Source organism: Sphingomonas sp. Leaf28 (genome assembly GCF_001421685.1).
GTDB classification, from domain to species: Bacteria; Pseudomonadota; Alphaproteobacteria; order Sphingomonadales; family Sphingomonadaceae; genus Sphingomonas; species Sphingomonas aurantiaca.
On sequence record NZ_LMKX01000001.1, the window covers coordinates 777,636 to 792,297 of the forward strand.

At 67.6% G+C, this 14,662-nt stretch carries 15 protein-coding genes; 7 read left to right on the forward strand and 8 right to left on the reverse strand.

The genetic code is table 11. From position 1 onward, the window contains the following. Nucleotides 1–17: 17 nt before the first annotated feature. The 4 genes from ASE79_RS03660 to ASE79_RS03675 form a co-directional block, all read right to left on the reverse strand. On the reverse strand, nucleotides 18–1,181 hold the full coding sequence (locus tag ASE79_RS03660) for a polysaccharide pyruvyl transferase family protein (RefSeq protein ID WP_056411836.1): 1,164 nt from the start codon (nucleotides 1,179–1,181) through the stop codon (nucleotides 18–20). Between the two features lie 590 nt (nucleotides 1,182–1,771). Then, nucleotides 1,772–2,278, reverse strand: coding sequence for a crossover junction endodeoxyribonuclease RuvC (gene ruvC / locus ASE79_RS03665; RefSeq protein ID WP_056411838.1), 507 nt, complete (start codon nucleotides 2,276–2,278; stop codon nucleotides 1,772–1,774). A 195-nt stretch (nucleotides 2,279–2,473) separates the two neighbouring features. Continuing rightward, nucleotides 2,474–3,217, reverse strand: coding sequence for a YebC/PmpR family DNA-binding transcriptional regulator (locus ASE79_RS03670; protein WP_056411839.1), 744 nt, complete (start codon nucleotides 3,215–3,217; stop codon nucleotides 2,474–2,476). Nucleotides 3,218–3,246: 29 nt separating this feature from the next. Beyond that, nucleotides 3,247–3,789, reverse strand: a complete 543-nt coding sequence (locus ASE79_RS03675) for a DUF1003 domain-containing protein (RefSeq protein ID WP_056411841.1) — start codon at nucleotides 3,787–3,789, stop codon at nucleotides 3,247–3,249. A 111-nt stretch (nucleotides 3,790–3,900) separates the two neighbouring features. On the opposite strand from ASE79_RS03675, the gene ASE79_RS03680 reads away from it, so the two are divergent. Next, on the forward strand, nucleotides 3,901–5,364 hold the full coding sequence (locus ASE79_RS03680) for an ATP-binding protein (RefSeq protein ID WP_056411843.1): 1,464 nt from the start codon (nucleotides 3,901–3,903) through the stop codon (nucleotides 5,362–5,364). Between the two features lie 139 nt (nucleotides 5,365–5,503). After that, nucleotides 5,504–5,815 carry a GIY-YIG nuclease family protein gene (locus ASE79_RS03685; protein ID WP_235516731.1) on the forward strand — a complete coding sequence of 104 codons (312 nt, stop codon included), beginning with the start codon at nucleotides 5,504–5,506 and terminating at the stop codon, nucleotides 5,813–5,815. 82 nt (nucleotides 5,816–5,897) lie between these two features. On the opposite strand, the gene ASE79_RS03690 is transcribed toward ASE79_RS03685, so the two are convergent. After that, entirely contained in the window at nucleotides 5,898–6,140 is a 243-nt protein-coding gene (locus ASE79_RS03690) for a DUF2312 domain-containing protein (protein WP_197942503.1), read from the reverse strand. A gap of 196 nt (nucleotides 6,141–6,336) precedes the next feature. After that, complete coding sequence (locus ASE79_RS03695; RefSeq protein ID WP_056411847.1) at nucleotides 6,337–6,657, reverse strand: DUF1244 domain-containing protein; 321 nt, start codon at nucleotides 6,655–6,657, stop codon at nucleotides 6,337–6,339. Between the two features lie 81 nt (nucleotides 6,658–6,738). Here ASE79_RS03695 and pyk point away from each other — a divergent pair, with 81 nt between their 5' ends. The 4 genes from pyk (at nucleotide 6,739) to ASE79_RS03715 (ending at nucleotide 11,713) form a co-directional block, all read left to right on the forward strand. Further along, nucleotides 6,739–8,202, forward strand: a complete 1,464-nt coding sequence (gene pyk / locus ASE79_RS03700) for a pyruvate kinase (protein WP_056411849.1) — start codon at nucleotides 6,739–6,741, stop codon at nucleotides 8,200–8,202. A gap of 753 nt (nucleotides 8,203–8,955) precedes the next feature. Continuing rightward, the gene (locus ASE79_RS03705) at nucleotides 8,956–11,010 is read left to right on the forward strand and encodes a carbon starvation CstA family protein (protein ID WP_056411850.1); all 2,055 of its coding nucleotides are present in this window, start codon (nucleotides 8,956–8,958) and stop codon (nucleotides 11,008–11,010) included. After that, the gene (locus ASE79_RS03710) at nucleotides 11,007–11,195 is read left to right on the forward strand and encodes a YbdD/YjiX family protein (protein WP_056411853.1); all 189 of its coding nucleotides are present in this window, start codon (nucleotides 11,007–11,009) and stop codon (nucleotides 11,193–11,195) included. Before ASE79_RS03705 ends, ASE79_RS03710 begins: the two co-directional genes overlap by 4 nt. After that, entirely contained in the window at nucleotides 11,192–11,713 is a 522-nt protein-coding gene (locus tag ASE79_RS03715; RefSeq protein ID WP_056413331.1) for a biliverdin-producing heme oxygenase, read from the forward strand. Before ASE79_RS03710 ends, ASE79_RS03715 begins: the two co-directional genes overlap by 4 nt. A gap of 21 nt (nucleotides 11,714–11,734) precedes the next feature. On the opposite strand, the gene ASE79_RS03720 is transcribed toward ASE79_RS03715, so the two are convergent. Next, a complete protein-coding gene (locus ASE79_RS03720) occupies nucleotides 11,735–12,037 on the reverse strand; it encodes a polyhydroxyalkanoic acid system family protein (RefSeq protein WP_056411856.1) in 303 nt (100 codons plus the stop codon). A gap of 9 nt (nucleotides 12,038–12,046) precedes the next feature. Next, on the reverse strand, nucleotides 12,047–12,466 hold the full coding sequence (locus ASE79_RS03725; RefSeq protein WP_056411859.1) for a VOC family protein: 420 nt from the start codon (nucleotides 12,464–12,466) through the stop codon (nucleotides 12,047–12,049). A 595-nt stretch (nucleotides 12,467–13,061) separates the two neighbouring features. Between ASE79_RS03725 and lnt the strand changes: the two genes are divergently transcribed. Continuing rightward, nucleotides 13,062–14,621, forward strand: a complete 1,560-nt coding sequence (lnt, locus tag ASE79_RS03730; protein WP_056411861.1) for an apolipoprotein N-acyltransferase — start codon at nucleotides 13,062–13,064, stop codon at nucleotides 14,619–14,621. Nucleotides 14,622–14,662: the final 41 nt, after the last annotated feature.

Sequence of the window (14,662 nt, forward strand, 5' to 3'; positions counted from 1 at the left end):
GGCTGGCGAGCACGACGTCATCTGCTCAACGCCGCCAGCCGCGCGCTGACGGTGATGCCGTGTGCCTCGAGCGCCGTGCGAAAGACCCGGGCAAGCGTTGCGCGGCGGGTGTCGAATGCCGCGCCGGTCCCGGGCGTCCAGGCGTTTGCGACGACATCGCGCAGATCCGATCGCGGCGCGTCGTCGAACGACCGCGTCGGGATCGCCATCGTCTCCGCCATTTCGCGCGTTCGGCTGTCGACATGGAGGACGACGCCCGGTCGCTGGGCCTGAATGGCAAGCGCCACGCCGTGGAATCGCGGCCCGATCGCATAGTCGTAACGGCGCAGGAAGCTCATCCAGTTCTGGCTGTCGGTAAAGACGAAGGCCCTGCGCCGGCCCCACGCCACGACCTGCGCGGGGGTGAGACCGGGCAGCAACCGCTGCGCCAGCATCGCGAACTCCGCGCTTTGCATATCCGCGGGGTCCGATCGGGCGAGCGCGATCATCGTTGCCGGATGCTGGACGACATAGCATCCGTCATCGCGTTCCGCCGCGGCGATCAGGCGATGCTCCGGTGCCATGTCGGCATGATGCTGGTGGCCGGCCGCGATCGCGGGTCGCGGTCCTAGCCCGGCCGCGACGCGCGCCGCGATCCGCGCGCCAAGGTCGCGGGTCGGCGACAGGAACAGCGACGGACAGCCGATGACGGTCGAGGCATAGCCGTTCCGCGCGAGGATCTCCGCGGTATAGGCGCCGCGCACGAGCATCGCGGGCGCCGTGCCCGCCGCCGCGGCGACGACGTCGAGCGCGGCGCGAGTGCCGGGCTTCAGATCGAGACTCGCACCGAGCCCAGGGGCCTGCGCCCCCAGACCGACCAGCAGCACGGGCAAACCGAACGCCGCGAGCCGCACCGCCCAGCCCGCCAGATCGACATGATCGCCGAGCTGGTTCGCGCAGGCGACGACGATGATGTCGGCGGTCGCGCGGACGATCTCGGGCGGCGTGCTCCAGGTGATCATGTGCGAGTCGGCGAGCGACGCGACCAACCCGTCGACATAGGCGACATTGCCCGCATTGCCGCCGAGCGCCTCGGTCAGCGTCGCCGCATCCGCGGTCGGGACACGGCCCGCGTCGCCGAGCTGCCGGATCGACAGGTTGGGCAGGATCGCGACACGGCGACGGGCTTTCGACACCGCCATGCTAGGCTGTCGCAGATGGCGTGCGTGCGGGATAACCCGCCGCCGCGTTGTGCAGAGCGTCCGTGGCGGTCGTCGTCCGGCCGCAGCCCCCGCCGCCGCCGCATCGAATGGCATGGCTGCAAACCTTTCCCCGGTGCGGAGCGCGAGGATGCCAATTTCGCACGCGCGGCGCGAGACTTTGAACCGTGCCCCCCCTGCGGGCCCGAAATGGCTTTGACGCCCCCTGCTTCGCCGGATGCCGCCGCGTCGCATATGCCGAACCAGTCCAGACGAGACCGCCATACGCTTCGCCGCGCGGACGCTGTCGGATCAAGATCCGAGAATATCGAGACTGCAAAAGATCATACGTCATAGAGAGCGGCGCTCTTTCGCAATTGGCATCACTCGCCGTAGCGGCCGAAGCGTTGCGAGCGAGACGCCGCGCACGCTCCATCAGCTTTCCGCCACTTGGTCATGACTATGCTGACGGATCAAGACGCTAAAAGTGGAAACAGCGCCTGATGTAATTGGGTATTACTTACAACGAATAGTGTCGGGCACATCGATTGCCGGACTGCGTTGCTGATCGGGATCGCCCCGTCCGCCTGCTCTCAGGCGCCAACGCCCGTTCGTCGCGCCATCGCAGCCGCGCTCGCGACGTGGTGCGCGTGGGTGATCGCTACTGCCAGCGCGTCGGCGGCGTCGGGGCCGGCGAGTTTCGCGCCGGGCAGCAGGACCGCCATCATCGCCTGGATCTGCTTCTTGTCCGCGCCGCCGGTGCCGACGACGCCCTTCTTGACGGTCGAGGGGTGGTATTCGCCGATATGCAGCCCAGCACCCGCCGCAGCGAGCAGGACGACGCCGCGTGCCTGGCCGAGCTTGAGCGTCGATTGCGCGTTGGTGTTGCCGAGCACCTCCTCGACCGCAGCGCCATCGGGGCGTTCGGTGCGGATGACGTCGATCAGCGCGTTGTACAGCGCGGTGAGGCGGCGGGGGAGCGCCATCGACGGGTCGGTCTTGATCTGGCCGTTGGCGATATGGCTCAGCCGGTTGCCGTCGGCACGAATGACGCCCCAGCCTGTGGTGCCCAGGCCGGGGTCTAGTCCGAGGATGATCATGAGAAGAAGGAAGGTTGGTTCGCGCGGAGACGCGGAGGCGCGGAGGTGGTGCGCTTTTGGCGATCGTCGCGAGTCAGCGGGACTTCCGCTCCATCGGGCTGGCCGACAGGTGGAAGGCCGCTGGCGCGGAGGACGATTGCACGAAGCGCCACTCCCCGCGTCTCCGCGTCTCCGCGCGAACCAACCGTCTTCATCTCAGCCCAGGGTCTCCATGATCTCGTCGGAGATCTCGTAATTGCCCCACACGGTCTGGACGTCGTCGTCGTCGTCGAGCGCGTCGATCAGCTTGAACAGCGTGGCGGCATCGTCGGCGTCGACCGCGACCATCGTCTGCGGGCGCCAGGCAAGCTTGGCGCCTTCGGCTTCGCCGAGCTTCGCCTCGAGCGCCTTGGCGACTTCGTGCAGGTCGCCCTGCGCGGTCCAGACCTCATGCCCGTCCTCGCTCGACGACACGTCCTCGGCGCCCGCTTCGAGCGCGGCTTCGAACACCGCGTCGGCATCGCCCGCGCTCGCCGGATACGAGATCAGGCCGACCCGGTCGAACGCATGGCTGACCGAACCGCCCGCGCCTAGGTTGCCGCCATTCTTGCCGACCGCGACGCGCACGTTGGTCGCGGTGCGGTTGCGGTTGTCGGTCAGCGCCTCGATGATCAGCGACACGCCGCCGGGGCCGAAACCCTCATAGCGGATCTCTTCGTAATTCTCGGCATCGCCGCGGCTCGCCTTGTCGATCGAGCGCTGGATGTTCTCCTTGGGCAGCGACGCCGCCTTGGCCGCGTTGACCGCCGCGCGCAGGCGCGGGTTCATGTCGACGTCGGGCAGGCCCATCTTGGCCGCGACGGTGATTTCGCGGCTGAGCTTGCTGAACGCCGACGAGCGCTTCTTGTCCTGCGCACCCTTGCGATGCATGATATTCTTATATTTGGAATGGCCTGCCATCTGTGCCTCTATGATTTGATGCCCCGCTCTTAGGCTCCGGAGGCGCTTTTCGCCAGACCGTCGATTTTCGCCTCGATCGCGTCGAGCCGCGCGAGGACGAGGTGATCGATCTTGTGGTGCACGCGCAGGATGTCGAGCTCGGCGCGCAGGTTGGTCTCATAGTCGAGGCTGGCGGCGAGACGGTCCTTCGCCGATTGCCGGTTCTGGCTCATCATGATGATCGGCGCCTGGATCGCCGCGACCGTCGACAGCAGCAGGTTGAGGAAGATGTAGGGATAGGGATCGAACGCCCGCCCGAAATGCGTGAGAATGTCCGAATTGAGGATCATCCAGCCAACGAGCACCGCGGTGAACGCGATGATGAACCCCCACGACCCGCCGACCGCGGCCACGCGGTCCGACAGCCGCTCGCCGACCGTCGCGCGTTCGTCGGCGAGGTTCGCGGCATCGCGGCTGACCGTCGTCCCCGCCTCGATTCCCGCGAGCACGCGGCGCTGCGCGTCGTCGAGCTCGCCGGGGGGCTTGCCGAGCAGGCGTTGCGAGAGATCGTCGAGCGGAGAGGATGTGGCCATGCCGAGGCGTACCCCGGATCGTCGTCCAAGCCAGCGCGCAAAACCGCACTTGCGACGAGACCCGCGAAAGACTCCTTGCCCCCAAGCGCCCGCACCTGCCAAACGCGCGGCATGACGGTTAGCGTGAATATGGGCACCGACGGCAATGGTACTGCCGTCGGCGTCGACCTGGAGGAACTACTCGCCACGCGCCTGTTGGTGCAGGGCAATTCGGGATCGGGAAAATCGCATCTGCTGCGCCGGCTGCTCGAGCGATCGGCCGGGCATGTCCAGCAGATCGTGATCGATCCCGAGGGCGATTTCGTGACGCTCGCGGGGCCGCACGGCCATGTCGTGATCGAGGCGGGCGACTATAGCGAACGCGAGATTGCGCGGATCGCCACGCGGCTGCGCGAACATCGAACGTCCGCGGTGCTCAGCCTCGAGGGGCTCGAGGTCGAGGGGCAGATGCGCTGCGCCGCGTCGTTCCTCTCCGCGCTGTTCGATGCGCCGCGCGAGCATTGGTATCCGGTGCTGGTGGTGGTCGATGAGGCGCAGATGTTCGCGCCGGTGACGGGCGGCGAAGTGTCCGAGGAAGTGCGTCGCGCGTCGCTCGCGGCGATGACCAACCTGATGTGCCGCGGCCGTAAACGCGGCCTTGCCGGCGTGATCGCGACCCAGCGTCTCGCGAAACTGGCGAAGAACGTCGCGGCGGAAGCGTCGAACTTCCTGATGGGCCGAACCTTCCTCGACATCGACATGGCGCGCGCCGCCGATCTGCTCGGCATGGAGCGCCGCCAAGCCGAAGCGATTCGCGATCTTCAGCGCGGCACCTTCATGGCGCTCGGGCCCGCGGTGTCGCGGCGGCCGATCACGGTAAAGATCGGCGACGTCGCGACCTCCGCGCGCAGCGGCAGTCCAAAGCTCACTCCCCTCCCCAGCGCCGCGCCGATGGACCTGCAGGATTTGCTGTCCGAGCCGGTCGTCGACGCGCCCGAACTGGGCCTGCTGTTCGATTCGCGCCCGCGTCGTGTGCCGGCCGAGGAGCTGCTCGACGGCATCGCCCGCCCGCCCGAGCCGCGCACCGCCGCACCGCCGCCGCCCGAGAAGACCGACGACGAGGTCGAGGCAGTCTATGCCGACGTGTTCCGCGCGATCGTCGAGGATCCGGAATCGACGCTGCGGCCGCCGTCAGTGCTGTTCCAGGACTTCCAGGTGCGCTGCCGGATGGGCGGCCTGACGAAACCGCCGCTCGACCTGCCAGGCTTCGTTCGCCGCTTGAGTTGCGCCCGCGCGGGCATCTTCGACATGACCGACGAGGCGTGGACCGCCGCACTCGACGTCGCGAGCGGACTGCCCGACGACATGCTCGGCGCGTTCCTGCTGGTCGCGCGCGCCGCGCGTGAAGGCGAGCCCTGCCCTTCCGACGCACGAATCGCGGCAACGTACGGCACGAGTTCGATCGGCCGCGTGAAGCGCCTGATCGGCTATATCGAAAGCCGCGAACTGATCGTCTGCCGCACCGATCTGGCGGGCAAGCGCTCGATCACGATCCCGGGTCTGGGCTGGACGACCCTGCCGGCGGAGGCGGCTTAAACGCCGTCGGATTGACTCCCCCGTCATCCCAGCGAAAGCTGGGATATTCCGCGGCTAGGAGCCTTTCCCCACCCACCGTTTGCGGGTGTGGGACACGACACGTTCCTCCTCGCCGCAGGAGATCCCAGCGTTCGCTGGGATGACGGATGGGGGCGGTGACATGGCGCAGGGCGGCTGGGTCTACATGATGACGAACAAGCCCTACGGCATGCTCTACATCGGCGTGACCGCGCATCTGGCATCGCGCGTGCAGCAGCACCGGATCGACACGGGATCTGCCTATTGCCGGCGGTATGGATTGAAGAGGCTTGTCTTCGCCGAGCAGCACGAGACGATCCAGGATGCGATCGCGCGCGAGAAGATGCTGAAGGCGTGGCGGCGGTCGTGGAAGGACGATCTGATCGCAACGATCAATCCGACATGGGCAGATCTCTACGACCAGCTTCATTGAGCCGGCTCGTTACGTTAGATCACCCCCAAGATCGTCATCCCAGCGAACGCTGGGATGACGGATAGTACGGGACGAAGCCCCCTCAGATCATGCCCAGGGCCTGGAGGTACACCTCGAGGATCGCCTCTTCCTCCTGATATTCTTCCTTCTTCTTCTTGCGGATCGACAGGATCTTGCGGATCGCCTTGGGGTCGTAACCACGGCCCTTGGCTTCGGCCATCACGTCCTTGATGTCGTCCGAGATACCCTTTTTCTCTTCTTCGAGGCGCTCGGCGCGCTCGATCAGCAGGCGCAGTTCGTCCGCTGCGACCGCGCCGCCGCCCATGCCGTGTTGCCGTTCGTCAGACATCGAAAATTCCCCACTCGCGGGCGCCACAGGCGCCGGCCTCAAACCAATCGAAATACCCCACGCCGTTGATCGCCGTCGCAGGACGTCGTGAATCAGGCCGCTGTGGGTGCGTCGCCGCGTCTAGGCGTTTACCGTGTTCGGCTCAAGCGACGCCGCGGCATGTCGCCACAAATCAGGCGCCAGCCGATTGCGGTGCGTTCTTGGCGACGCTTTGCTTCATCCGTTCGAGCTGCTCAGGGGTCGCGTCGCCCTGGTGATGCGCCTTCCACTGCGCATAGGGCATCCCGTACACGGTCTCGCGCGCCGCATCCTTGTTAAGGTTACCCGCCTCTTCGACCCAGTCGGACAGGCAATTGCGACAAAAACCGGCGAGCCCCATCAGGTCGACATTCTGCGCGTCTTCGCGGTGGCGGAGGTGGCGGATCAGGCGGCGAAACGCCTGCGCCGCTACGGCATCGTCCAAAGTATCGAGCGGGTCGGTTTCGGGATTCATTCGTATGCTCCGTGGTTGATCCGGCGGAGATAGGGTTTAAGGCCCGTCGCGGCAAAGAGCTTCCCCGAGGAAACCGCACGCATGACCATCGCTATCGCCCCCCGCTTGCGGAAGGTCCGCATCCTCGCGACGCTAGGCCCTGCCAGCAGCACGCCCGAGATGATCGCCACGCTGTTCCGCACCGGCGCCGACGCGTTCCGCATCAACATGAGCCATGGCGACCAGCAGTCGAAGATCGCGGTGATCCAGGCGATTCGCGCGCTGGAAAAAGAATATGGTCGCCCGTCGACGATCCTCGCCGATCTCCAGGGCCCCAAGCTGCGTGTCGGCAAGTTCGACGGCGGCCGCACGGTGCTCGAAACCGGTTCGACCTTCGTGCTCGACCGCGACGCGACACCGGGCGACGCGACCCGCGTCGAACTGCCGCATGACGAGATCTTCGCGGCGATCGAGCCGGGCGCACGCCTGCTGCTCGACGATGGCAAGCTCGTCCTGCGCGTCGTCTCGCACAGCCCGCGCGAGATCACGACGCGCGTCGAGGTCGGCGGTGCGCTGTCGAACAACAAGGGGCTGAACGTTCCCGACGTCGTGCTGCCGATGGCCGCGCTGACCGAGAAGGATCGCAGCGATCTCGACTTCGCGGTCGATCAGGGGGTCGACTGGATCGCGCTGTCGTTCGTCCAGCGCCCCGAGGATCTGTGGGAAGCGCGGAAACTGATCGGCGGCAAGGCTGCGCTGCTCGCCAAGATCGAGAAGCCCGCCGCGATCGAGCGGCTCGAGGAGATCGTCGAGGCGTGCGACGGCGTGATGGTCGCGCGCGGCGATCTCGGCGTCGAGATGCCGCCGCAGGCGGTGCCGCCACTGCAGAAGCGCATCGTCGAGGTGTCGCGCCGGATGGGCCGCCCGGTGGTGGTCGCAACGCAGATGCTCGAATCGATGATTACCTCGCCGTCGCCGACGCGCGCGGAAGTGTCCGACGTCGCGACCGCGGTCTATGACGGCGCCGACGCGATCATGCTGTCGGCCGAGAGCGCGGCGGGCGCGTGGCCGGTCGAATCGGTGGCGATGATGGATGCGATCGGCGTCTCGGTCGAAGGCGACCCGGAACATGGCGACCGCATGCACTTTACCGTGATGAAGCCCGATCCGACGACCGCGGACGCGCTGGCGGAGGCCGCGAAAAACATCGCCGCGACGGTGTCGGCGGTCGCGATCATCTGCTTCACCACCTCGGGCTCGACCGCGCGCCGGATCGCGCGCGAGCGGCCTTCGGTGCCGCTGCTGGTGCTGACGCCGAGCCAGGAGACCGCGCGGCGGCTCGGGCTGCTGTGGGGCACGCATGCGGTGCATACGCGCGACGTCGAATCGTTCGAGGACATGGTCGCCAAGTCGAAGCGGATGGCGTTGCGCCACGGCATCGCCAAGGCCGGCGACCGGGTGATCGTGCTGGCGGGCGTACCGTTCCGGACGCCTGGGTCGACCAATGTGCTGCATGTGGTTCGGATCGTTGGGGACGAGCTGAAGGGGCATCACTCGCAGGTTTGAGTTTTTTGGGTCTGGGGGCAGCACAACTTACGCCCTTCCCGTTCCCCCGCGAAGGCGGGGGTCCAGGGTACCGAGCGCTACGGTATCTAGCTGGGCCCCCGCGTCCGCGGGGGAACGGTCCTTGGTGTGGAGAGCGGCGCTGCGTCCGCTCCAAGTCCCGATCAAATCGGATCACAAACAGCGGCCCCTGCCCCGTCCCGTCGGGCTCGTTCCGGTATCCACCGTTCTGCATCTTCGCTGTCGTTTGCGTACGCGGAACGATGGGTCCCGGCGTCCGCCGGGATGACGGGAGGGGGTTTATCCTCAAGTTAGCGCACGGAGAGGGTTAGCGCGGAGAGGATTAGGGCGGTGGGGGTTAGCGCGGAGGGGGCTAGCGCGGAGAGGGCTAGCGCGGAGAGGGCTAGCGCGGAGAGGGCTAGCGCGGAGAGGGCTAGCGCGGAGAGGGCTAGCGCGCGGGAGTTACGTCCCGCACGCTGCGACTTTAGTCGAGGCGGCTTGCCTAGATCATGCCCCCACCCCGGCGAAGGCCGGGGCCCAGTTGGGGGACGGATATGACGACGCGCCCCGCTCCGTTACTGCGACCTTTCCAACTGGGCGCCGGCCTGCGCCGGGGTGGTCGCTTAAGGTTCGCCTAAGCGGTGGCGTAACGTTTGCCGGGGCGGTGGCTTAGGCGGAGCGGTGCCTAATCAGGGCTAGCCCTCCGCGCCCGAATACGCGATGCCGAGCAGACGGAAGGCACGGGAGAGCGCACGCATGACTTTACGCGAGAAGATCGGTTGGGGCGCACTGGCCCTGCTCGGAGCCTGCGCACTCGCGGTGGTCGCCTTCCAGCGTGGCGAGCACGTCAACGCATTGTGGATCGTCACCGCCGCCGTCTCGGTCCAGCTGATCGCCTATCGCTTCTACGCACGCTACATCGCGCGCCACGTCATGCAGCTCGATCCGTCGCGCAAGACCCCGGCGCTTCGCCGTGCCGACGGGCTCGATTACGTCGCGACCGATCGCAACGTGCTGTTCGGCCACCATTTCGCCGCCATCGCCGGCGCCGGGCCCCTCGTCGGACCGGTGCTCGCCGCGCAGATGGGCTATCTCCCCGGTACGCTCTGGATCCTCGCCGGCGTCGTGCTGGCGGGCGCGGTGCAGGATTTCATGATCCTGTTCATCTCGATGCGCCGCGACGGCCGATCGCTCGGCGAGCTGATCCGCATGGAGATGGGCGCGATCCCCGGCGTGATCGCGCTGGTCGGCGCGTTCGCGATCATGGTCATCATCCTCGCGGTGCTCGCGCTGATCGTGGTGCGCGCACTCGCGGGCAGCCCGTGGGGGCTGTTCACCGTCGCCGCGACGATCCCGCTGGCGTTCCTGATGGGCATCTACACGCGCTGGATCCGGCCGGGTAAGGTCGGCGAAGTCTCCGTGCTCGGCGTCATCGGGCTGCTCGCCGCGATCGTCTATGGCGGCACCGTCGCCGCCTCGCCAACGCTCGCGCCGCTGTTCACGCTGACGCCGGTGCAGCTGTGCGTGCTGATGGTCGGCTATGGCGCGGTCGCCTCCGTCCTGCCGGTGTGGCTGCTGCTGGCGCCGCGCGACTATCTGTCGACCTTCCTCAAGATCGGCGCGATCGTCGCGCTGGCGATCGGCATCGCGGTCGTCGCGCCGCCGTTGCGAATGCCCGCGCTCACCCCCTTCATCGACGGCAGCGGCCCGGTCTGGTCGGGCGGGCTGTTCCCGTTCCTGTTCATCACGATCGCGTGCGGCGCCGTCTCCGGCTTCCACGCGCTGATCGCGAGCGGCACCACGCCGAAACTGATCGCCAGCGAAGGCGATGCGCAGTTCATCGGCTATGGCGCGATGCTGATGGAGAGCTTCGTCGCGATCATGGCGCTGGTCGGCGCGTCGATCCTCGATCCCGGCGTCTATTTCGCGATGAACAGCCCGGCGGCCGTGGTCGGCACCGACTTCGTCTCGGCGGCGAGCGCGGTCACCGCGATGGGCTTCCCGATTACCCCCGAGCTGCTCGCGCAAACCGCCAGGGACGTCGGTGAAACGACGATCGTCAGCCGCACCGGCGGCGCGCCGACGCTGGCGGTGGCGATGTCGGAAATCTTCAGCCACCTGGTCGGCGGGCCGGCGATGAAGGCGTTCTGGTATCACTTCGCGATCCTGTTCGAGGCGCTTTTCATCCTGACCGCGGTCGATGCCGGCACGCGCGCGGGGCGGTTCATGCTGCAGGACCTGATCGGCCTTGCGGTGCCGTCGTTCCGCAATGCGTCGGCGATCGTGCCGGGGCTGATCGCGACCGCACTCTGCGTGACCGCATGGGGCTTCTTCCTGTACCAGGGCGTCACCGATCCGCTGGGCGGGGTGAACACGCTGTGGCCGCTGTTCGGGATCTCGAACCAGATGCTCGCCGCGGTCGCGCTGGTGCTGGCGACGGTCGTGCTGTTCCGGATGAAGCGCCAGCGTTATGCGTGGGTGACGATCCTGCCCGCCGCGTGGCTGTGCCTGTGCACGATCACCGCCGGGCTGATGAAGCTGTTCGCGAGCGATCCGAAGGTCGGCTTCCTGGCGCATGCGGCCAAGTTCTCCGACGCGGCGGCGCGCGGCGAGCTGCTCGCACCCGCCAAGACGATGGCGGAGATGCAGCGGATCATCTTCAACGACCGGATCGATGCGGCGCTCTGCGCGCTGTTCCTCGCGGTGGTGCTGTCGATCGTGTTCTTCGGGATTCGCACGTGCCTCTCAGCGCTGAAGATCGACCGGCCGACGGTGACCGAAGTCCCGCCGCAGCTGGTGGCCGCGAAATGATCCGCGCCTTTTACGCAAAGGCACGCGAGACCGCGCTGCTGATGGTCGGCGTGCCGTCCTATACCGCCTATTGCCAGCACATGGCCGAGCGCCATCCCGATCATCCGCCGATGGACGAACGCACGTTCTTCCGCGATCGGCAGGAAGCGCGGTACGGCAGCAAGGGCGGAGGGCGGTGCTGTTGAGCGAGGCGCTTTCGACCGTCGCCCGGCTCCGCGCCGCGACTGCGAGCGACCACGACGCGGTCGACGCCGGGTTCGGCCGCTATGACCTGAGCGATGCGAAGGATTACCGCGCGTTCTTGGTCGCGCACGCCAAGGCGCTGCCGGCTGTGGAGGCATGGTTGGAGGGTATTGCGGGGCTTGTCCCGGTCCGGTCGCGACGCGACGCGCTGGCCGCGGATCTCGCCGCGCTGGGCGAGGCGATGCCGGCACCGATGACGTTCGACATGGCGCCGAGTGCGGCCGCCGGATGGGGCGCGATGTACGTGGTCGAGGGTTCGCGGCTCGGTGGGATCATGCTGTCGCGATCGGTGCCAGACGGCCTGCCGTCGGCCTATCTCGGCGCGAAGCATCTGTCGGGCGAATGGCGCACGTTGCTGGCGGCGATCGACTCGCAGCCCGCGGACGAGGCCTGGATCGCGGAAGCCGTTGCCGGCGCAAAGGCCGCCTTCGAGCTCTATCGGCGCGCGCCGGGGGCGTAACCCGCCCCCGGCGCTTTGGCGTCAGCGCAGGAGCTTGGGCGCTTCCTTGCGGATCATGTCCTGGATCTTGCTGGCGAACAGCCCGAGGATGCCGGGCAGGTCGACCACCGCATGGACGTTGGTTTCGAACACGGTGACCGCGCTGGCGATCGTCTGGCCCATCGCCTGGATGGTGAAGTGCAGCGTGTCGCCGTCCCAGCGGTGATCGGTCACCGAGCCGCCGGGAATGCTCGCGCTGATCTTGTCGATGCCGCCGTCGAGGCGGGCGCGGACCGCGGCCTTGCCGAGCTGGTGGGGAACGTCGACGGTGATGGGATTGGCCATGGATAGTCCTTAAGTCGCGAAAATCATGTCGTCGTGGGCGAACGCCTTGAACTCGAGCGCGTTGCCGCTGGGATCGAGAAAGAACATCGTCGCCTGCTCGCCGGGCTGGCCCTTGAAGCGGATGTGCGGCGCGATCCCGAACGTGATGCCGGCGGCGGTGACGCGTTCGGACAGCGCGGTCCAGTCGTCCATCGTCAGCACGACGCCGAAATGCGGCACGGGGACGGCATGGCCGTCGACCGCATTCTCGACCGCGACGGGTTTGGCCGACGGATCGAGATGCGCGACGATCTGATGGCCGAACAGGTCGAAGTCGATCCAGTGGTCGCTCGAGCGCCCTTCCCGACAGCCGAGGGTGCTGCCGTAGAAGCTGCGGGCCGCGTCGAGGTCGTGGACCGGGAAGGCGAGGTGGAAGGGGCGCAGGGTCATGCGGGCGACGATAGGTCGTGCGATCGGGTTCGTCACCCTTTTGCGGGCGCGCCGGTGTTCTCCCGCGAAGGCGGGAGAACAGTCTGGGCCCCCGCCTTCGCGGGAAAACAGATTTGGGTCGCGCTACCCTTCCCCACCCCGGCGAAGGCCGCGGCCCAGTTGGAGAGGTCGCGGTAACGAAGCATTGCCCGTCGTCACGAACGTCTTCCAACTGGGCCCCGGCCTTCGCCGGGGTGGTAAAGCAGGGAGTGCAATCGTCCGTGCCCGGCTTGAATATTGCCCGCCCCTCACACCACGCCATCGGATTCGTCATCCTATTGCGAGCGGGTCCCTTGTTCTCCCGCGAAGGCGGGAGCCCAGTCTGGGTCCCCGCCTTCGTGGGGAAACAGGCTTGGGTCGAGCTGCCCTTCCCAAACTACCCCCCGGCGGAGGCCGGCGGCCAACTGGAAAGGTCGCGGTAACAAAGCATTGCGTGTCGTTACCAACGTCCCCCAACTGGGCCCCGGCCTTCGCCGGGGTGGTAAAGCGGAGAGTGCTATGGCGCGATTCCGGCTAAGATATTGCCCGCCCCTGCCCACCACGTCATAGCTCCCGCGTGACCCGTTTTTCCGCCCCAGCGTACCCCGCCCTCGCCTGCCTCATCCTCGGCGCGCTCGCCGCGACGGGGTTTGCCCCGCTCGACCTCTGGCCGCTGACGCTGGTCGCGGTCGCGCTGTGGATGACGCTCGTCCATCGCGCGCCGACGTTGCGGGGGGCGCTCTGGCGCGGCTGGCTGTTCGGGCTCGGGCATTTCACTGTGAACAACAACTGGTTCCAGCACGCGTTCGACTTTCAGGACGCGATGCCGCCGGTGCTCGGCTATTTCGCCGCGGTCGGGCTCGCGCTGTATCTTGCAGTGTTCCCGATGCTGGCGGGCGCGCTGGCGTGGCGGATCGCGCGGCGCCCCGGCTCCCCGGACGCGACCTATGTGCTGGTCTTCGCTGCCGCCTGGATCGCCACCGAATGGCTGCGCGCGACGCTGTTCACGGGCTATGCCTGGGATCCGCTCGGTGTCGTCTGGCTGCCCGCGATCGGCGTCGCGCGGCTGTCGGCGTGGATCGGCACCTATGCGCTGTCGGGCGTGACCGTGCTGGCGGCGGGGGCGCTGGCGTTTCTCGCGCTGCGCCGCTGGGCGCTGCCCGCGATCGTGCTGCCCGCGCTTGGCCTCGCGGCGCTGTCCGCGCTGTGGACAAATGCGCCGCCGCCTGCCCCCGGCACGCCGCTGGTGCGCGTGGTCCAGCCCGACATCGGCCAGGAAGACCGCAGCGAAACCGATGGCGAACGCGTGCTCTCCGCGCTTGAAAAGCTCTCCGGCGCCAATGATCGCGGGGTCGGCGCGCCGCCGCGGCTCGTCGTCTGGCCCGAGGGCGTCGTGCGCGACTATGTCGAGGACGGCTATCCCTTCTACGCCTATGGCTGGTCGAGCCCGCTCTACCTCCGCCGCCGCATGGCGCGACTGCTGGGGCCACAGGACATGTTGCTGATCGGCGGCACTGCGCTGGAGTTCAACGCCAGGGATCAGATTTCCGGGGCCGCCAACTCGGTGTTCGCGCTCGACGCGCAGGCGCGGTTGCGAGGGCGGTACGACAAGGCGCATCTGGTGCCGTATGGCGAATATCTGCCGATGCCGTGGCTGCTCAAGCCGCTCGGACTCGCGCGGCTCGTCCCCGGCGACATCGACTTCACCTCGGGCAAGGGCCCGGCAAACCTGACGCTGCCCGGCTTCGGCGCGATTGGGATGCAGATCTGTTACGAGATCATCTTCTCGGGTGAGGTCGTCGACCGTGCGCACCGGCCGCGCATCTTGTTCAATCCGTCCAACGACGCCTGGTTCGGCAAATGGGGCCCGCCGCAGCATCTGGCGCAGGCGCGGATGCGCGCGATCGAGGAAGGGCTGCCGATCCTGCGCGCCACCCCGACGGGCATTTCGGCGATCATCGCCGCCGATGGCCACCTCGTCGCCACCGTCCCGCACGAGACCGCGGGCGCGATCGAGCAGCCGATGCCGTCCGCTCTCCCCCCGACGCTGTTCTCGCGCGTCGGGAATGCGATGGCCGCGATCGTTGCCGCGATCATGCTCGCAACCGCAGTTGCCCTGCGCCGCCGCCAGCGCTAGAAGGACATATAAAGCTTTCCTTATATGTCGCTCCCCGGCCC

Coding starts and splice junctions, on each gene's coding strand:
- ASE79_RS03685 (WP_235516731.1), top strand. CDS start 5,504: ATGACGGATGGGGGCGGTGACATGGCGCAGGGCGGCTGGGTCTACATG.
- ASE79_RS03690 (WP_197942503.1), bottom strand. CDS start 6,140: ATGGGCGGCGGCGCGGTCGCAGCGGACGAACTGCGCCTGCTGATCGAG.
- ASE79_RS03670 (WP_056411839.1), bottom strand. CDS start 3,217: ATGGCAGGCCATTCCAAATATAAGAATATCATGCATCGCAAGGGTGCG.
- ASE79_RS03720 (WP_056411856.1), bottom strand. CDS start 12,037: ATGGCCAATCCCATCACCGTCGACGTTCCCCACCAGCTCGGCAAGGCC.
- ASE79_RS03680 (WP_056411843.1), top strand. CDS start 3,901: ATGACGGTTAGCGTGAATATGGGCACCGACGGCAATGGTACTGCCGTC.
- ruvC (WP_056411838.1), bottom strand. CDS start 2,278: ATGATCATCCTCGGACTAGACCCCGGCCTGGGCACCACAGGCTGGGGC.
- ASE79_RS03705 (WP_056411850.1), top strand. CDS start 8,956: ATGACTTTACGCGAGAAGATCGGTTGGGGCGCACTGGCCCTGCTCGGA.
- ASE79_RS03725 (WP_056411859.1), bottom strand. CDS start 12,466: ATGACCCTGCGCCCCTTCCACCTCGCCTTCCCGGTCCACGACCTCGAC.
- pyk (WP_056411849.1), top strand. CDS start 6,739: ATGACCATCGCTATCGCCCCCCGCTTGCGGAAGGTCCGCATCCTCGCG.
- ASE79_RS03695 (WP_056411847.1), bottom strand. CDS start 6,657: ATGAATCCCGAAACCGACCCGCTCGATACTTTGGACGATGCCGTAGCG.
- ASE79_RS03710 (WP_056411853.1), top strand. CDS start 11,007: ATGATCCGCGCCTTTTACGCAAAGGCACGCGAGACCGCGCTGCTGATG.
- ASE79_RS03675 (WP_056411841.1), bottom strand. CDS start 3,789: ATGGCCACATCCTCTCCGCTCGACGATCTCTCGCAACGCCTGCTCGGC.
- ASE79_RS03660 (WP_056411836.1), bottom strand. CDS start 1,181: ATGGCGGTGTCGAAAGCCCGTCGCCGTGTCGCGATCCTGCCCAACCTG.